The organism is Sphingobium sp. FG11 (assembly GCF_057809915.1).
On sequence record NZ_JBMDKW010000004.1, the window covers coordinates 153,938 to 170,524 of the forward strand.

The 16,587-nt window shown below is 65.7% G+C and carries 18 protein-coding genes; 7 read left to right on the forward strand and 11 right to left on the reverse strand.

The annotated features are described in order from the left end of the window. Window positions 1–2: 2 nt before the first annotated feature. Both fliE and ACODSN_RS05110 read right to left on the reverse strand, forming a co-directional pair. A complete protein-coding gene (gene fliE, locus ACODSN_RS05105) occupies window positions 3–356 on the reverse strand; it encodes a flagellar hook-basal body complex protein FliE (RefSeq protein WP_489053634.1) in 354 nt (117 codons plus the stop codon). A gap of 13 nt (window positions 357–369) precedes the next feature. Next, window positions 370–1,626, reverse strand: coding sequence for a sigma-54 interaction domain-containing protein (locus tag ACODSN_RS05110; protein WP_489053635.1), 1,257 nt, complete (start codon window positions 1,624–1,626; stop codon window positions 370–372). Window positions 1,627–1,942: 316 nt separating this feature from the next. Here ACODSN_RS05110 and ACODSN_RS05115 point away from each other — a divergent pair, with 316 nt between their 5' ends. The 3 genes from ACODSN_RS05115 (at window position 1,943) to mdoH (ending at window position 6,565) form a co-directional block, all read left to right on the forward strand. Continuing rightward, entirely contained in the window at window positions 1,943–2,761 is an 819-nt protein-coding gene (locus ACODSN_RS05115) for a flagellin N-terminal helical domain-containing protein (RefSeq protein WP_489053636.1), read from the forward strand. Between the two features lie 336 nt (window positions 2,762–3,097). Further along, window positions 3,098–4,591 (forward strand): glucan biosynthesis protein, encoded by a 1,494-nt coding sequence (locus ACODSN_RS05120; RefSeq protein ID WP_489053638.1) that lies wholly within the window; start codon window positions 3,098–3,100, stop codon window positions 4,589–4,591. A gap of 72 nt (window positions 4,592–4,663) precedes the next feature. Then, window positions 4,664–6,565 carry a glucans biosynthesis glucosyltransferase MdoH gene (gene mdoH / locus ACODSN_RS05125; protein ID WP_489053639.1) on the forward strand — a complete coding sequence of 634 codons (1,902 nt, stop codon included), beginning with the start codon at window positions 4,664–4,666 and terminating at the stop codon, window positions 6,563–6,565. 13 nt (window positions 6,566–6,578) lie between these two features. On the opposite strand, the gene ACODSN_RS05130 is transcribed toward mdoH, so the two are convergent. The 9 genes from ACODSN_RS05130 to ACODSN_RS05170 form a co-directional block, all read right to left on the reverse strand. Continuing rightward, the gene (locus ACODSN_RS05130; RefSeq protein WP_489053640.1) at window positions 6,579–7,502 is read right to left on the reverse strand and encodes an LLM class flavin-dependent oxidoreductase; all 924 of its coding nucleotides are present in this window, start codon (window positions 7,500–7,502) and stop codon (window positions 6,579–6,581) included. Between the two features lie 118 nt (window positions 7,503–7,620). Then, window positions 7,621–8,349, reverse strand: a complete 729-nt coding sequence (locus ACODSN_RS05135; protein WP_489053642.1) for a FliA/WhiG family RNA polymerase sigma factor — start codon at window positions 8,347–8,349, stop codon at window positions 7,621–7,623. Window positions 8,350–8,363: 14 nt separating this feature from the next. Further along, the gene (gene flhA, locus ACODSN_RS05140) at window positions 8,364–10,484 is read right to left on the reverse strand and encodes a flagellar biosynthesis protein FlhA (protein WP_489053643.1); all 2,121 of its coding nucleotides are present in this window, start codon (window positions 10,482–10,484) and stop codon (window positions 8,364–8,366) included. Window positions 10,485–10,493: 9 nt separating this feature from the next. Next, entirely contained in the window at window positions 10,494–11,315 is an 822-nt protein-coding gene (locus tag ACODSN_RS05145; protein WP_489053644.1) for a lytic transglycosylase domain-containing protein, read from the reverse strand. Between the two features lie 296 nt (window positions 11,316–11,611). After that, on the reverse strand, window positions 11,612–11,920 hold the full coding sequence (locus tag ACODSN_RS05150) for a hypothetical protein (protein ID WP_489053645.1): 309 nt from the start codon (window positions 11,918–11,920) through the stop codon (window positions 11,612–11,614). Window positions 11,921–11,924: 4 nt separating this feature from the next. Further along, the gene (gene flgM, locus ACODSN_RS05155) at window positions 11,925–12,203 is read right to left on the reverse strand and encodes a flagellar biosynthesis anti-sigma factor FlgM (RefSeq protein ID WP_489053646.1); all 279 of its coding nucleotides are present in this window, start codon (window positions 12,201–12,203) and stop codon (window positions 11,925–11,927) included. Between the two features lie 45 nt (window positions 12,204–12,248). Continuing rightward, complete coding sequence (locus ACODSN_RS05160; protein WP_489053772.1) at window positions 12,249–12,737, reverse strand: flagella basal body P-ring formation protein FlgA; 489 nt, start codon at window positions 12,735–12,737, stop codon at window positions 12,249–12,251. A 119-nt stretch (window positions 12,738–12,856) separates the two neighbouring features. Next, window positions 12,857–13,348 carry a flagellar motor protein MotB gene (locus ACODSN_RS05165; RefSeq protein WP_489053648.1) on the reverse strand — a complete coding sequence of 164 codons (492 nt, stop codon included), beginning with the start codon at window positions 13,346–13,348 and terminating at the stop codon, window positions 12,857–12,859. Then, on the reverse strand, window positions 13,345–14,013 hold the full coding sequence (locus tag ACODSN_RS05170; protein ID WP_489053774.1) for a motility protein A: 669 nt from the start codon (window positions 14,011–14,013) through the stop codon (window positions 13,345–13,347). Before ACODSN_RS05170 ends, ACODSN_RS05165 begins: the two co-directional genes overlap by 4 nt. A 263-nt stretch (window positions 14,014–14,276) precedes the next feature. Here ACODSN_RS05170 and flgB point away from each other — a divergent pair, with 263 nt between their 5' ends. Genes flgB through ACODSN_RS05190 form a run of 4 tightly spaced genes read left to right on the forward strand, consistent with a single transcriptional unit; the run spans window position 14,277 to window position 16,587 of the window. Then, the gene (flgB, locus tag ACODSN_RS05175; RefSeq protein WP_489053649.1) at window positions 14,277–14,645 is read left to right on the forward strand and encodes a flagellar basal body rod protein FlgB; all 369 of its coding nucleotides are present in this window, start codon (window positions 14,277–14,279) and stop codon (window positions 14,643–14,645) included. Between the two features lie 20 nt (window positions 14,646–14,665). Then, entirely contained in the window at window positions 14,666–15,058 is a 393-nt protein-coding gene (gene flgC / locus ACODSN_RS05180; protein WP_489053650.1) for a flagellar basal body rod protein FlgC, read from the forward strand. Continuing rightward, window positions 15,055–15,714, forward strand: a complete 660-nt coding sequence (locus tag ACODSN_RS05185) for a flagellar hook assembly protein FlgD (RefSeq protein WP_489053652.1) — start codon at window positions 15,055–15,057, stop codon at window positions 15,712–15,714. Before flgC ends, ACODSN_RS05185 begins: the two co-directional genes overlap by 4 nt. 30 nt (window positions 15,715–15,744) lie before the next feature. Then, window positions 15,745–16,587, forward strand: coding sequence for a flagellar hook-basal body complex protein (locus tag ACODSN_RS05190; protein ID WP_489053653.1), 843 nt, complete (start codon window positions 15,745–15,747; stop codon window positions 16,585–16,587).

A 16,587-nucleotide genomic window follows, 5' to 3' on the forward strand; every position in this document is an offset into this window, starting at 1 on the left:
GATTATACCGGCATGCTCATAATGTCCTTATAGGCGGACAGGAGTTTGTTGCGGACCTGAAGGGTCGCTTCGAAGCTGACCGACGCCTGCTGCTTGGCCAGCATCACCGCGGCGATATCCGTGGTTTCGCCCCGCTCGAACGAGGCGGCGGCTTCGCCTGCCTGATTCTGGAGGCCGTTGACCGATTGCAGCGCCGAATTGAGCGCCTGGGTGAAGCCACCGGGCTGGGTGCCGCCGCTGACGCCTGCCGGGCCGGACGCGCCGCCGGTCGAGGCGACATCGCGCAATGCCGCGTTTTTTTGCAGGATGGCGTTGCGGATCGCCATCACGCTGTCGGTCGGGGAAATGCCACTCATGTCCTATCTCCCCTCAGGCCGCAGCCAGCTCGCGCATTTCGGCGAGCCGATAGCGCAGCGTGCGTTCCGAAATGCCCAGCTTGCGCGCGGCGGCGGCGCGATGGCCGTCGGTCTCGCGCAGGGCGAGGCGGATGGCGTCGAGCTTGGAATGATGGGCCACGTCGCGCAACCGGACGGGTTCGGGCGCGGCCGGGGCGGGCGAAACCATCGCAAGGCGCGGCTTGGCGCTGATGTGCAGGTCGTCCGCATCGATCCGGTCGCCGTCGCGCAGCACCAGCGCGCGCTGGAGCACATTGCCCAGCTCGCGGGCGTTGCCCGGCCAGGCGTGATCCATCAGCTTGGCGATTGCGGCGGCGGTCGGCCAGATGAAGGGGCCTTTCGCATTGTCATGGTGACGCAGCAGGATCGCGGCAGCGATCGCGCTGATGTCGCCCGGACGCTCCGTCAGCGGCCGCATTTCCAGCGGCATGACGTTGAGACGCCAGTAAAGATCTTCGCGGAACCGGCCTGCCGCGCATTCATCCGACAGGTTGCGGTTGCAGGCGGCGATGACGCGGACGTTGACCGGAACCGGATGGCTCGCGCCGACGGGCAGCACTTCGCCTTCCTGAAGCGCGCGCAGCAGCTTGGCCTGAAGCGCGAGCGGCAGCTCGGCGATTTCGTCGAGGAACAGCGTGCCGCCATCCGCCGCGAGGAACAACCCTTCCGATGCGGCGGCCGCGCCGGTGAAGCTGCCCTTGCGATGGCCGAACAGCATCGCTTCCATCATCGTTTCCGGGAGCGCCGCGCAATTGACCGCGATGAAGTCGCCGCTGGTGCGGCCCGACTGCGCGTGGAGAAAGCGCGCCATGCCTTCCTTGCCGGTGCCGGTGTCGCCCTGGATCAAGACAGTGGCGTCGCTGCGCGCGAGCCGGCTGGCCAGCGTCATCAGCCGCGCACTGGCGCTGTCGCCCACTGCCGGAACGCCGGTGGAGCGGGCCAGTTCGGCGATCAGCGCGAAGGCGAAGCCCATATCCTCCAGCGCAAAGGCGATGCGGGCCGGCAGGCCGTTCGCGGCGGGCACGAAGGAGGGCGCGCCCTCGACGATGTGGATCAAGATGTCGCGATGGGTGGCGTGACCGATTTCGGTCGCCAGCAGGATACGCCGGTCATCCCGCTCACGCGGGGCGGCGGCATCGACTGAGCGTACCGCGAAAAAGACATTTTCGAGCCAGTGCTGCAAGCCCGGAACGAGCGCGCAGACCCCACGGCTCACGTCAACAGATGACATGGCAGTCCCCAAATGATCTGGCCGGTGAGTGCCCCCGCACGTTCCAGCCCCCTTCGATAAGGGTCAATCTGCCGTCTCGTGGTTATCATATGGTTAACAGCGCGTTTTCCATTGCCGGTCAGCGGCAATTTTTTTCCGCCCGGCGGCAAGCAGGGCATGCTCCTGTTCTACGCGCGCGCGTAGAACCGCCCTTTTGCCGGGGCGGGAACATAAAATGCGATTTCTCCCTAAAGCCCTCCGCCAGCCTGTCGTTATCCCCCCTGAGGCCGCAAGCGCCGCGTGGCAGCGACCTGATATTGAATGGAAAGGGAAACCCATGACTGTTATCGGAACGAACACTGCAGCGCTGCGCTCGGCCAACGCTTCCTCGATGGCTTCGAAGTCGCTGCAAACCGCAATGGAACGCCTGTCGACCGGCAAGCGCATCAACAGCGCGAAGGACGACGCCGCCGGCCTCGCCATCGCCTCCACCATGACCGCCTCGATCAAGGGCATGACCCAGGGCATCCGCAACGCCAATGACGGCATCAGCCTGGCGCAGACGGCGGAAGGTTCGCTGAACGAAGTGTCCAACATGCTCCAGCGCATGCGGGAACTGACCGTCCAGGCGCTGAACGGCACCAACGACACCAACGCCAAGTCGAACATCACGTCGGAACTCGACCAGCTGTCGACGCAGATCAGCACCACGATGACGAACTCCAAGTTCAACGGCATCTCGCTGTTCCCCGCATCGGCCGCCACCGTCACGATCCAGGCCGGCGCGACCGCAAACGATACGGTCAGCCTGTCGCTCGGCGGCGTGGACCTCTCGGCCGTCGTCGGCGCCTCCACCGCGACCGTCAGCGCCGCGTCGGCGACCACCAGCACGCTCGCTCTGTATGATACGGCCCTGTCGGCAGTCTCGACGGCGCAGGCCAAGCTCGGCGCCTCGCAGAACCGCCTGGAATCGACGGTCAACAACCTGACCACGAACGTCACCAACCTGACCGACGCCCGCAGCCGCATCGAGGACGCCGACTTCTCGGCCGAAACGACGGCGCTCGCCAAGCAGCAGATCCTGAGCCAGGCATCCACCGCGATGCTCGCCCAGGCGAACCAGAGCCAGCAGGGCGTGCTCAAGCTGATCGGCTAATCCGCCGACCTGAATTGACGGGCTGAGGATTTGACCACCGCCAGCCCGTCACGTCGCCCCCGGTCCACCAACAGTCCCCACCGGGCCGGGTGCGACATCTTCGATCGAACGGTCAAATCGGAAGCCTCCGTCCCCCCGGACGGAGGCTTCATCGCGTTAAAGATGTTCGAAATGCGCCTTTGGCGCATCCGCACCGGCCCTCACCCCCACCCGGCCTCCCATCAGGATACCATGTCTGGGAGGCCGGGTGGGGGTGAGGGCCGGTGCGGCTTAAGAAACACACTCTTCCCCGCCCCGATGGCTTGCAAAGCGGGCGCGAACACCCATGATGAGGGCATGACCCTGATCGACCGACGCGCCATGATCGCCGCCACGGGCGCGGCGCTGATCCTGCCCGCCCATCTTTCGGCGCAGACCCGGCCCGAACCTTTTTCATGGGACAGGCTGGTCGCGCGCGCGCAACGTCTGTCGCGAACGCCGTTCGTGGATGTGCCGCCACATCCGCGCGCGGCCAATGTGGATTATGATGCGATCAACCAGGCCCGTTTCCGCGAGGCACGCACGATCTGGGGCGATCTGCCCGGCGACACCGGCATCCGGCTGTTTCCGCTGAGCGCCAACGCGCCGCAGCCGGTGACGATCGCGCTGGTGGCCGGAGGCCGCGCGACGCCGCTGCGCTACGATCCGGCCATGTTCGAAACGCCCGGCGGCAATGCGGTGGCGGCGCTCGGTCCCGATGCGGGCTTTGCAGGGTTCCGCATCATGAACGCGGCGCGCGACGCCGACTGGCTGGCCTTCCTTGGCGCAAGCTATTTCCGCGCGGCGGGCGCGCAGAAGCAGTTCGGCCTGTCCGCGCGCGGGATCGCGATCAACACCAGCCTGCCGGGCAAGGAGGAATTTCCCCGCTTCACCCATTTCTGGCTGGAGCGAACGGGGCGCAGCAGCGTCACCGTCCATGCCCTGCTCGACGGCGCATCGATTACGGGTGCGTTCCGCTTCGTCAACAGCCTCGCGCCGGACGGGGTGCGGCAGGATGTGACCGCCGCGCTTTTCCCCCGCCGCGCGATCGAGGAACTCGGCCTGATGCCGATGACCAGCATGTTTTGGTACGATCAGGGCAATCGCGCGCAGGGCGTGTCCGACTGGCGACCCGAGGTCCATGATTCCGACATGCTGGCGATCCGCTCGACGGACGGCACCGCGCATGCGCGCCCCCTGGTCAATCCCACGGCTCCCCGCGCGAGCATCTTCGTCGAGCCATCCATCCCCGGCTTCGGCCTGCTCCAGCGCGATCGCGATTTCGATCATTATCAGGATGACGGGGTATTTTACGATCGCCGCCCCTCGCTCTGGGCGACGCCGACAGCGCCCTCGGGCGGCGGTCAGGTCCGCCTGTACGAGTTTTCCACCGACAGCGAATATACCGACAATGTCGCGGCCTACTGGACGCCCGCCGTCCCGCCGCGCGCCAGAACGCGGATCGACGCCCGCTATCGGCTCGACTGGTCGTCGGCCACCGCTTCGCCCGGACCGATGGTGGCGACGATCGATGCCGTCCGCCGCGCCGCCGCCGACGCGCAGGGCATCGAGCGGCTGGTGGTCGATTTTTCCGGGGTGCCGGTTGGCGCAAAGCCCGACATCTGGACCGATGTTGCGGGCGGCGCGCTCGTCAAACGCGCGGGCTATCCGATATTGGGCCAGCCCGGCTTCTATCGCGTCGTGCTGGACCTGCGCCGGTCACGGGGGGGCGGGACGACCGATATCCGGCTGCAACTGCGCAATGGACAGGCTCCGTTCAGCGAATATGTGCATTATCCGCTGGGCGCCTAAGTCGGGCGTAGCGGGGAACATCTGCCGGGATCGCCGGGTTCCGGTTACGGGTCAGTCACGAACGGAGCGATAATGACGGCAGTTGAGGGCTATAGCCCGCCCCATATCGCGACAGGTGATGGCGCCCTTTCCGGCGCGTTCGAAGCCGTGCCCGCCGAAACGCCGATCGCGATGCCGGTGCAGGATTTTTCGGCCTTGCCCCCCTCCGCTCCCGCCCGCCCGGTCAATATCGACCTGTGGGCGCGGCGGATGCTGGTCGTGCTGCTCGCCCTGCTGCCCGCTTCCATGGCCGCGCATGAGATGCGCCGCTCGATCGGCCTCGACGGCATTTCTGTGTGGGAGGGCATTTATCTCGCTTTGTTTATCCCGCTCTTCGCGTGGATCGCCTTCGGCTTCGCCACCAGCCTGATCGGCTTTCTGCTGCTCACCATCGGCAAGGGCCGTGGCGTGCGCCCCTATACCCCTCGCGCCACGACGCCGCTTGGCGGCAGGACGGCGATCCTGTTGCCGGTCTGCAACGAGGATTTTCTGGGCGTACTCGGCCGCCTGTCGATCATGGAGCGATCGCTGACGCAGGTGATGGGCGGCGAGCGGTTCGAATTTTTCATCCTGTCCGATTCCAATCCCGTCAATGGCGAGGTCGAGCGCAAGGCCTATGAGGAAATGCGGTCCTCTTTCGCCCGTCCTGTCTATTATCGCCGCCGCGCGCTGAATGTCGGGCGCAAGCCCGGCAACATTGCCGAATGGGTGCAGCGCTTCGGCGGCGGTTACGATCATATGATCGTGCTGGATGCCGACAGCGTGATGAGCGGGCAGACGATGGCCCGCCTCGCCGTCGATATGGAGCGGCATCCGCATGTCGGCCTGATCCAGACCGTACCCACCGTCATGGGCGCGGCCACGCTGTTCGCCCGCTGGCAGCAATTTGCGAGCCGCCTCTATGGCCCCACCTCCGCCGCCGGGATGATCTGGTGGGCGGGCAGCGAAGGCATGTTCTGGGGCCATAATGCGATCGTGCGCGTCCGTGCCTTCGCCGAGAGCTGCGGCCTGCCCGAACTGCCGGGCCGCGCGCCGTTCGGCGGCCATATCATGAGCCACGACATGCTGGAGGCGGCGCTGCTGCGGCGGCGCGGTTGGGACGTACATATGGTCAGCGCGGACGACAGTTTCGAGGAATTTCCGCCCGCCATGCCCGACCTGTTCACCCGCGACCGCCGCTGGTGTCAGGGGAATATTCAGCATGTTCCGCTCATCGGCAAGATCGCCGGGCTGCATCCGGTCAGCCGGTTCCAGTTGCTGGTGGGGGCGTCCGCCTATTGCACCTCGCCGCTCTGGCTGGCGCTGATGCTGGTGGTTCTGGGCGGCGCGGTCGCCGGCATGTGGCCGGCCGCTGCCGTGCTGCCTTCGGGCGGACTGCTGGGATTGACCGCGATCCTGCTCTTCGGTCCCAAAATCTTCGCGATGGTCTGGGCTGTCACCGATCCGGCGCGCCGGATCGGCTTTGGCGGCGCGGCGCGGATGACGCGGGGGGTGATCGTCGATGTCATCCTGTCCATCTTGATGGCCCCGGTCGCGATGTTGACGCAGACGATCAATCTCTTTGGCATATTGATGGGCCGCAAGAGTAGCTGGAATGGCCAGACCCGCGACCGCGACGGCATGGCGATCACCAGCGCGATATGGCTGTTCAAATGGCATCTGCTGCTGGGCGCGGGCCTGTTGCTGCTGGCGATCCGCGCGGACTCGGTCGGCTGGATCATGCCGGTCGTGGCCGGGCTGTTCGCCGCGCCCGTGCTGGCGGCGGTGACGGCGCGCAAGGATCTGGGCAATTGGGCGGAACGGAGCGGACTGTTCCAGGTCGCCGATCCATGGTGGCGGACGCAGGGCTATCGTCCGCTGCGGCACCGCTGGACCCTGGCCCGCCGCATATTCGCACGGGTCAGGGGCGCCACCACCCCCGCCAATGATGGTTAGGCCAAGGCCGATATTACGCCGTTAGCGGGTCCTCGACCGCAGGCAATATCTCGCTGGCCAGCAGGCGCGTCTGCTCCAGCAGATCGTCGGGACCACTTGCAATCGGCAAAGCGACGAATTTAGAAATGCCCGCGGCGACAAACCGGCGAAACAGGGCGGCGACCTGCTCGGCATTCCCGGTAGCGAACAAATCCCCATCCGGAACCTGCTCTGGAATTTTCAGACGCGCGCGCAACGACGCGATGAGCGCAGGGTCCTGCTCCCCGCCGATGCGCACCGGCACCGTTACGCCATAATGATCCGCGTCGATGCTGCGCCCCGTTTCCGGCAACGCCGCCTTGATCCGGCTAACGATCTCCCCGGCTTGCGCGGGCGTGGTGAAGCCGCCGAGCCAGCCGTCGCCCATGGCCGCGCTTCGCTTGATCGCGGCAGCGGAATCGCCGCCGATCCACAGGGGCAATGCCTTGGCCGGTCGGGGAGAGACCCCTGCGCCTTCATACCGGAAATGCGCGCCTGAAAACGACACCTGCGCCTGTTCCAGCAGCGCGCGGATCAGGGCAATCGCTTCATTCGCGCGCTGGCCGCGCGCGCTCGGCGGCATGCCGGTCGCGGCCCAATAGGGATCGAACCCCGTGCCGACGCCAAACACCGGCAAGAGGCGGCCGGGCGCGATGAAGTCGATGGTCGCGAACTGCTTGGCGACGACGATCGGGTCGCGATAGGGCACGACGAGGGCGTTGGTGCCAAAGCGCAGCCGCTGCGTCCGCGCCGCGAGTGCGGCCAGCATCGCGATCGGCTCAACGCCCGGTCCCAAAAGCTGGTCCGAATGCCAGATGCTGTCGATGCCCGCCTCTTCGCACAGATCAACCCATTTCCAGTAGGCGTCCGGGGAATGCGGCGCCGTCAATCCGCCGCTAATGCCGATCCTGATGCTCATCTGCTGCCATCCCGCTCGCTAACCCGGCAACAATATGGCCTTCACCCGCGCGGGATGAAGGGCAGCGGCGCACTTATTTTTGCACGGCGGCAAATCCGTACCGGGAACGGCGAAGCGCTCAATCCCAGTCGCGCAGTTTCTCGCGCAGCTTGTCGAGCGCCGCCTTCTTGATCTGGCACACCCGCGCCGCGCCGATATCCAGCGTCCGGCCGATCTCGTCGAGGTTCAGTTCCTCCACGAAATAGAGTTGCAACACCAGCGCCTCGCGTTGCGGCAATTCGCCGATACAGGCGGCAAGCGCTTTCTTGAGCGACTCGCGTTCCATGATGTCGTCGGCGCGGTCTTCGACATCGGCGAACCACATCGACTGGTCGGAATAGACCTCGTCCATGCTCGTGTGCTGGACCATCTCGGCGCCATCGGCCATTTCGCGATAGTCGGCCGGTTCCAGCCCCATGGCGGCGGACATTTCCGCTTCGGTGGGCAGACGTCCGAGTTTCTGCTCCAGCCCGTTGCGCGCGGACGCCAGCTGCTTGCGCTGCGCCATGGCGGAACGGCTGAGCGTCGCCTGCCGGCGCAAATGGTCAATCATCGCCCCGCGCACGCGCAACTGCGCATAGGCGGCGAAGCCCAGACCCCGATCCTCGAAGCTGTTGGCGGCCTCGACCAGCGCGACCATGCCGATCTGGAGCAAATCCTCGATCTCGATCGCGCTCGAAACCCGGCCATGGACATGCCAGGCGATCTTGCGGACCAGCGGCATATATTGGCGCGCCAGCCGCTCCGGGCTATTCTCGCCCGGCTTGCCATAAGTGTGGGCGCCAGCCGAAATCTTGTTCAAATACATCAGGCGGCTCCTCTTCAGGCCACGCGTTCGCGGGTCGGCAGCGGATCGTGGCGCGGCGCGGGGCGCTGCTCCCCCCCGACCACGGCGACCACTTCGACGCCCTTGCCATCGGGAATCTCAAGGAAGGACAGCACCGGCGTTTCGGGCAGATGCGGCTTGAATAGGCGAGCCAGCGCGCGGCGCGCGAGCGGCGAGGTGACGATGGCGAAATTGCGCGCCTGCCCCAATATCGGCCGCGCCGCCGTGATGACAGCTTCGATGATGCGGTTGGCGAGCGCCGGTTCGATCGGATGTTTGGCATCGCCCGCAACCCGCATCGCCTGCGCCAGCAGCGCTTCGAGATCGCCGTCGAGCGTGATGACCGGCAGCGGCATCTTCACCGGCACGAGGCCCTGAATGATGAGCGCGCCGATCCGCTGGCGCACCGCTTCGACCAGCTGATCCATGTTCATGTCGGGCCGTGCGGCATCGACCATCGCCTCGCAGATGCGGCGGAAATCCTTGAGCGCGATCCCCTCCGCCAGCAAGGCGCGGCACAGCGCGCTGATCTGCGCGAGGCTGAGGATCGCGGGCGTCAGCCCCTCGACCAGTTGCGGCGCGGCGTCCTTGAGATTGTCGAGCAGCTTGCGCGTTTCATCAAGGCCGAACATTTCGGCCGCGTTCATCGCGATCAGCTGGTTGAGATGGGTCGCGACCACCGTCGGCGGATCGACCACGGTATAGCCCGCGATCACCGCTTCGCTGCGCTTGGCCTGCGAAATCCACACGGCGTCGAGGCCGAAGGTCGGGTCCTTGGCGGCGCGGCCGGAGACCGTGCCGTCCAGCGCGCCGCTGTCGAGCGCGAGCAGATCTTCGGGCCAGATCTCATCCTCGCCGACGACGACACCAGCGATGGTGATGCGATATTGATTGGGTTCGAGCGCGAGATTGTCCTTCACCCGCACCATCGGCACGACGAAGCCCAGCTCCTTCGACAATTGGCGACGGATGCCGGTGATGCGCGCCATCAGCGGCGCGCCCTTGCGTTCATCGACCAGAGCGATGAGACCATAGCCGATCTCAAGCCCCAAGATCGCGCCGTCCGACACATCATTCCATTCGATCAGCGCCGGATTTTCAGCGGGCGGCGCCGGTGCGGGTGCGTTCGCCTTGGCCTTGGCCGATTTACGCAACTGCCAGGCGATGAAACCGGCAAAAGCGGCGGCGGGCAGGATAATCATGTGCGGCATGCCCGGCAGCACGCCCAGACATCCCATGATCGCGGCGACGGGAATCCAGGCGCGGCTGGAGCCGAACTGGCCCGCCACCTGCCCCGACAAATCCTGTTCGCTCTTGACGCGGGTGACGATGGAGGCGGCGGCGATCGACAGCAAAAGCGCCGGAATCTGCGCGACGAGGCCATCGCCGATCGCGAGCAATATATAGGTTTGCGCCGCTTCGCCCATCGACAGGCCGTGGCTGACCACGCCCAGGATGATGCCGCCCAATATGTTGATCGCCAGGATCAGGATGCCCGCGACCGCGTCGCCCTTCACGAACTTGCTGGCGCCGTCCATCGAACCATAGAAATCCGCTTCGGTCGCGACTTCCTGCCGGCGCTGCTTGGCTTCCTCCGGGGTCATCAGGCCGGCGTTCAGATCGGCGTCGATCGCCATCTGCTTGCCCGGCAAGGCGTCGAGGGTGAAGCGCGCGCTGACTTCGGACACGCGGCCCGCGCCCTTGGTGATGACGACCAGATTGATAATCATCAGGATCGCGAACACGAAAATGCCGACGACATAATCGCCGCCGATCAGGAAATGGCCGAACGCCTCGATCACATGCCCGGCGGCGTCGGAGCCTTCATGCCCCGACACCAGCACGACGCGGGTAGAGGCGACGTTGAGCGCAAGGCGCAGCAGCGTCGCGAACAGCAATACTGTCGGAAAACTGGAAAAATCGAGCGGCTTGGCGGCGTTCAGCGCGACCATCAGCACAGCGAGCGAGATCATGATGTTGGTGATGAAGCCGATATCCAGCATGATCGCGGGCACCGGCACCATCATGAACAGCACGACCATGAGCGTCGCGATCGGCAGCACCGCACCCTTGGCGGCGCTCATCCATATCTTCGCTTTGACTTGGGCAGGCGTCATATCGGGCCGTTACCTTCCGAGGGTGGCGAGCATGAGATAGGCGAGCCGCGCGGTGTGCGGCTGGGGCACCGGCGCAACGTCAGCGGCGCTGGCGAGCCGCTGGGTTTCGATGCGGACATAATCGGCGGGCTGCACCGTTTTCGCGCCATTGGGCAGCGAGGCATCGGCATATTGCACCGCGCCGCCGCCGATCGAATCGACGCCCTTTTGCAGCTTGGCGGCGAAACGGTCGCGAATCTCGGCGAAGCTGCGCGGGTTCCCGGCGCGGTCGTAAAAGATCGAGCGGTTGGCGCGGGCGGCCGCCGGGAAGGTCGCGGCGGCGGTCGCGCCTGGCGAGCGGTCATTGGCCGACAGGAATTTGGATGCGCCGCCCACGCCCAGGAAATGGGCGAGATACAGATCGACCGGCTGCGCCTCGCGGCCAAGGCGCGCTTCGAGATAATCCTTATTGTCGGCGGCGTGCTGCGCCGCCATCACCGAAGCGGTCTCGGGATGTTTGCGCAGGTCGAGGATCTGCTGACGCAATTCGGGGTCGGCGACATAATAGCGGCCATTGGGACCCCGACTGATCGCGTCGGCGGCCCAGCCAAGGCCATATTCGCTGCCATGCTTGTCGATGACCGCGAGCCAGCTCTGGTCCACGAACTGATACAGGCCGGTGGCGGAGGATGTCGTGGCGCGTGCGCTGGGGTTAAGGCTGCTTTCGAGCTTCGCCTGTCCCAGCAGATAGGAAAAGTCGACGCCGGTACGGCGCGACGCCATGGCGATCGCATTCGTCACGCGATTGCCGGCCGAAGCCCCCGATACAGCCATGTCTGCAAATGCCGACAAATGAACAACCCCCATTGATATGAGGATCATTAGAGCAAGGCTTGTGCCAATATTTGGTTAACGCGCGCTTAGAAATATAAATACGGCATGAAGCGCGCACGGCAACAGCACGCGTTTCAGCGGTTAGACTCTGTTTGAAAAATGCGCGGAAGAGCACATTTCGGTTGCCGCACCAGCCCGCACCCCACCCGACCGCCCATTCAGGATACACTCTGTGGGTGGTCGGGTGGGGGTGCGGGCTGGTGCGGATGCGCCAAGGGCGCATTCCCGAATAAACGGTAGCAGGACAGGAAGATTTAGCGGCGGTAGACGAGCGGCGCGGATTTCGCGCCATGGGCCGCGAGCAGGGCCAGACGCTGGCTGGCATGATCGGCCAACAGACTGGTGCGCATGCGCGCCGATTCGAGCAGCGGAACGAGCATGCTCAATCTTTCGAGGATAGCGGGGTCCGCCCGCCATGCGCCGATCGCGCGGACCTTGGCGGCGGCTTGCGCCACGCGCGCGCTGGCGGCGTCGATTTCCGCCGCGTCGAAACCGTCGAGCACATCGCGCAACTCGTCGAAAGCGCGAAACAGGTCGTCAAGGGCGGCGAGGCCGAGCGGCATGAGATTAGCCGGCGACCGGCAGATCGAGCGCCAGCATGCGGTCGGCGATGGCCGATGCATTGACCGGATAATTGCCCGAGGCGATCGCGGCCTTGATCGCGGCGATGCGGTCGAGGTCCACGGGCGCGCCCTCCGCTGCCATGCGGGCGGCGGGGCTGGTCGATTCGGTCGAGGAGGACGCGGTCGCCGATCCGGTCGATGCGGACGCGCGGGTCTTGCCGCTCTCGCGCAGGCGGCTCGCCTCGATGGCGGCGCTGATGCCCTGGCCCACTGACTTGATCATGCGTCTATCCTTTGCTCGTCTCATACAGACTATATACGGATATCTTCAAAAATCATTAAACCCCGGAATGCGGACAAGGCCGGCGTCGATGACCTGCGCGGCAATCGGCGCGGATTTCTTGTCCTCGCGCACGCGGATCGTGTCACCGATCGCGCCATCCTCGTCGGCCAGCATCACGCGCGACACGCTGAAGCTGCTGTTCCCGGCGGTCAGTTGCACGGGATCGCCGCGCCGGATGACCGCCTGTTTCTGCATGGGCCGCGCGGCCTGGCCATAGCGCCCCACCGGCCCTGTCATGCCAGCCGCGCCGCCCGCCACGAGCGGCACGCGGATGCGCCAGCCCAGCGCGTCGCATTTGACGATCGCCGCGCCGAATATCGGCCCGTCGACCGCTGGCGTGGTCGGACAAGCGGCGAGGCGCAGGCGGCGATCGACGGGCGCCACGGGACCGCCCGGCTCACCCATATTCGCGCCCACCGTCATCGCGACGAGGCCGTCTACGCGGTCGAGATTTTCGAATTTCTGTTGCGCCATCGCCGGTTGCGCGGCGATACCGGCAAGCGTCAGGGCAAGAAGGACGGTCAATCTGGTCACGGTGCGGCTCCCATGATGGGCAGGATATTCCCATTGTTCTGCAATATTCATGCCAAAATCTACCGCCGCTTGCCGCCCGGCGCGATGCGGATGATCTGGCCCTCGCCCGCGCGCCCGTCACCCTGATCCAGCCCCCGGATCAACAGACGGCTGCCCGCAATCCCGTCGCTCTTGAGCGCGCGCGCCACCGCGCCCAGTCGCGCGGCGGCCAGATCCCAATCGTCGAACCGCTGGTGCGCGGCGTCGGTGCCGTGGCTGCGCACCTCCAGCCCGCCTGGTTCCCGCACGAACTGGCGCGCCACCTGTCTCAACCGCGCCTGACCGGCGGCGGTGAGAAACGCTTCGCCGGGCGTAAACAGTTCGGCGGCGCGCAGGTCCACGCCTGCCCGCATCGCCGGGCCGCCAAATTGCCGGCTGAGGCCCGCAAGCATGGTGTCGCGCCGCTGACCACTCGCCTGCAACAGCACGAAAAAAGCGAGCAGCAGCAGGGTCAGGTCGGCAAAGCTGATCGCCCAGCGATTACGCCGGGCGAGAGAGGAATTGGGGGTCATGCGACTTCGCGGATCGCGGCGCGGCGCACCGGCGCATGTTCGCGGCGGGCGATCGACAGCATGCCCGCGATCACTTCCTGCTGCCAGGCCAGCTCGCGCTCCGACAGGTCGGCCAGCCGCGCGGCGACCGGCGCGGCGAGGACATTGGCGATGACGACGCCATAGAATGTGGTGAGCAGCGCCAGCGCCATGGCGGGGCCAAGCGTCGCGGGATCGTCCATCGCCGCGAACATGCCGACCAGGCCGATGATCGTGCCCGCCATGCCGAGCGCGGGGGCGGCGTCGGCGATCGACAACCACGCGTTGCGCGCGCTCGCATGACGCTGCGCCCGGTCGCCCAGCGATTGCGCCGCCCAGCGTTCGAAATGGTCGATGCGCTCGCTATTGGCGAGTTTGCGCGCGGCTTGCGTCAGGAAGGGATTGGCGGTCTTGACCCGGTCGGTGCAGGACAGGCCGCGCAGCTGCGCCACCTGATCGATTTTCAGCATCGCCGCGCGCGCCGCGTCACGATCCCGCGCGGGATCGGCCATGCAGAGCGGGCCAAGCGCAACGAAGGCGCGCGCCAGCGCTGCCGGGCCGTTCTGGAACAGCGCCACCAGCCCGATGCCCGCCACCATCACCGCCAGCGTCAGCGGATCGAACAGATGGCCCATGGTTTCGATCATCGAAAATTCACCCCGCTGCGATCGGCTCGGCATGGCGGCAAAGCGCTGCCGCCGACCGGCAATTTTTTGCCGTCCTTGCCGCTGGCCGCCATGAAAGCCGCAGATCTGCGCGACATTCATCTTGCCGGGCCGGGCCAAAGCGAAATTGGCACGGCTCTTGCGGATATCAGGCTGGAACGCCCTCGCCGGACGCCCTTGAGGATCAGAACGGCGGCGGGACGGGAAGATTTAGCGCCTGCGGGCAAAAGAGGACGGAAGTCGCAATGTCGTTGGAAGACAGCTTGTTCGGGATCCATGGAAAGGCGCTGGCGCTTCGCTCGCAACGCCTGTCCCTGCTCGCGTCCAACATCGCCAACGCCTCGACCCCCGGCTACAAGGCGCGCGACATCGATTTCGACGCCGCGCTCAAGGAAGCCACCAGCGCCGCCAACGGCAGCGCGGCCAGCCTGTCCAAAGCGGTCGATGACTCCATGGGCTATCGCGTGCCGCTTCAGCCGAGCCTCGACGGCAATACCGTGGAACTCAGCACCGAACAGACATTGTTTGCGGAAAACGCCGTCAAATATCGCACGACCCTCTCCTTTCTCGAAGGTCGCCTCAACACCATCACGCGCGCGCTGAAGGGAGAATGAGCATGAGTGGCTCTGGACCCATGAATGTTTTCGACATCGCCGGCCGGGCCATGAGCGCCCAGTTGCTGCGGCTCAACACCACGGCGTCGAACATGGCGAACGCGGGCAACGTCACCGGCAGCGCGGCCACCGCCTATCGCGCGATCAAGCCGGTGTTCGAATCCGTCACCGACAGCCCCGGCGTGTCGACCGTCAAGGTCGCCAATGTCGTCACCACCAGCGCGCAACCGACCAAGCGCCACGACCCCAATCACCCGCTCGCCGACAAGAATGGCGATGTCTGGGAAGCGGCCGTGGACAGCAATGCGGAGCTGATCGACATGGTCGAGACCGCACGCATGTATCAAAATAATGTGCAGGTGCTGAACACCGCCAAATCCCTGATGATGGAAACCATAAGGATCGGCAAATGACGACGACCTCCACCGTCACCGACAGCGCGGGCCTGAACGTCTATAACGGCAACAAGACCGTGGGCACCGGCAAGTCCGAAATGGGCCAGGCCGATTTCCTGCGCCTGTTGACCACGCAGATGCAGACGCAGGACCCGTTCCAGCCGGTCGATAACGCCCAGATGGTGTCCCAGATGGCGACCATCACCAATTCGAGCGGCATCGCCGAAATGAACGCGAACCTCGCCGCGATCAAGTCGCAGCTTGGCGGCTCGCGCATCGGCGACGCGGCAAGCTGGATCGGCCGCTCGATGCTGGTGCAGAGCAATATCGCCGCGCCCGACGCCAGCGGCCTGTATGCGGGGCAAATCACCCTGCCCGCCGCCACCAGCGGCGCGAGCGTCGATCTGGTCGACGCCGGCGGCAATGTCGTCAAGTCGATCGCGCTGGGCGACCGCCCCGCCGGCGACGCATCCTTCTATTGGGATGGCAAGGACGACAGCGGCCAGACCGTCGCGTCCTCCGCCCTGCGGGTGCAGGTCAACGGCGCGACGCCCAGCCGGGTCGCGACCTGGGCGACCGTCGCCGCGGTGCAATCCCCGGCGGACGGTTCCGCCTCCAAGCTCATCACCGCGCTCGGCACCTACAGCCCGTCCGACGCGCTCAGCCTCAGCTAATCCCAGCCATTTCACCTAAGGAGCAACGCCATGTCCTTCTACATCTCGCTTTCCGGTCTCAAGGGTGCGCAGGCCGACCTGTCCACCATCTCCAACAACGTCGCCAACGTGAATTCGACCGCGTTCAAGAAGAGCAAGGCGCAGTTCGGCGACATCTTCGCCGCCGCGCCGATGCAGACCACCAATCAGGTGTCGGGCCAGGGCGTGCGCGTGCAGGGCATCACCCAGCAGTTCACGCAGGGCACGCTGGAAACCACCGACAAGACGCTGGACCTCGCCATCACCGGCGAGGGCTATTTCACCGTCAAGGGTGAAGATGGCACGATCAGCTATACCCGCAACGGCGCATTCGCCGTGGACGATGACCGCTATGTCGTCGACACGACCGGCTCGCGCATTCAGGTGCTGGCGGTCAACCCCGATACCGGCGCGCTGAGCACCGCACCGACCAACACGACCACCCCGGCCAATCTGACCGACCTTCAGGTGCCCACCACCTACAAGGGTCTGGGCAATGTCCAGTTGACCAGTGTCGGCGTGTCGAAGGAAGGCCTTGTTTCGGCCATCTACGCCGATGGCAGCACCGCCTATCTGGGTCAGGTCGCCATGGCCTCTTTCAACAGCCAGGAAGGGCTGCGGCAGGAAGGCGACGCGCACTGGTCCTCGACCGTGGCGAGCGGCAATCCGATCATCGGCACGGCCAACACCGGCATGTTCGGCGCGGTCAATTCGGGTTCGCTCGAACGCTCCAACGTCGACATCACCGACGAACTGGTCTCGCTGATCTCCGCCCAGCGGAATTTCCAAGCCAATGCGAAGGCGATCGAGGCGGCGAACACGCTGACCACGACCATCGTCAATATCCGCGGTTAA